The following is a 1,022-nucleotide window of genomic DNA, read 5'->3' on the forward strand; positions in this document are numbered from 1 at the left end:
GCCGGGTGAGACGCGAGCAGTTCCTTTATCGTCCGGTCGATCTGCTCCCGCGCCGTCCGGTCGATGTCCGCCAGATGCCGGTTCAACTGCTCCGACAACATCAGATGGGCGTACATGCCCTTCCGCTCGGTTTTCAGAAACGTCTTTCGCATCATCCCGTACTTTCCGATGGTCGTCTCCGCTTCGCTCAGCGTCAGGTTGGGCAGCAGATAATCCCCTTGCGGCGTGTACGTCAGTTCCATGTTCATCCTTCCTTTCTTGCAGGGTAGCTTCATTGTGCGGCAAGGAATCGGGTCTTGCAAGGGTATGAAGCGACTGACTCTCATTTGCACGTTGCGCCTCCCGGCGCAGCGCTCGGACGGTCGATTCCACTTCCCGCAGCATCATCTCGGACACATCGCTAATCGCTGCGCCCAAGTGGGACAGCGCAGGAAGCGTGTTGAAATACCCGATGCCGGACAAATCCTCGATGCTGATGTAATGTGCGGGATTCAATCCGCAACGGGTCATCGCCATGTAAGCGACGGCTTTTTCAGCCGCTTGCTTGAACAACAACTCCACATGCGAAATATCCAGGTCTTCCAGCAAACTGTGCTCCCGCTCTTTCATCAACTCCGCCACATAATCGGCGCTGTTGTCATCCACCGCATTCCGCGCAGCAGCGAGCAACGCGGCAGGCAGATCCGCACGCCGTTCGCTCTCGTCCGGCGCGCCGAACGCATTTTCCAACGTCTCCATCACATGAGCCGTATCGCTGTCCTGCAATCGCCAAAGCGACACCTGCGGCTGGCGTCTGCTCTGGGTGTCCGATACGTCAAACACATGGCGCAGGCCAGATGGTTGCCCCTATCTTCGATCAGGGCAATCCCTTTCGCGCCGCGCTTCACCCAGCGATCCAGCCGCTTGTTCCAGACGTCAATCGGCGCGCAGGCCGTCGCGTCCGGACGTTGTGCGTAGATCAACAGTTGATCCTGAAACGGATATTTATAGTTCCAGGCCGCCGTCCGCAAAAAATCCGCCCA

Annotated in this window: 1 protein-coding gene and 1 pseudogene; both read right to left on the minus strand. The window is 58.0% G+C overall.

What is annotated here, in order from left to right; all coding sequences use genetic code 11:
• A partial coding sequence (locus tag SD70_RS32575) for a TnpV protein (protein ID WP_331436873.1) occupies nt 1-326 on the minus strand: 326 nt, incomplete at its 3' end.
• A gap of 411 nt (nt 327-737) precedes the next feature.
• A pseudogene (locus SD70_RS39050) lies at nt 738-1,022 on the minus strand (hypothetical protein); the annotation flags it as partial.

Origin of the sequence: Gordoniibacillus kamchatkensis, assembly GCF_000829455.1 — a bacterium.
Taxonomy (GTDB): domain Bacteria; phylum Bacillota; class Bacilli; order Paenibacillales; family NBRC-103111; genus Gordoniibacillus; species Gordoniibacillus kamchatkensis.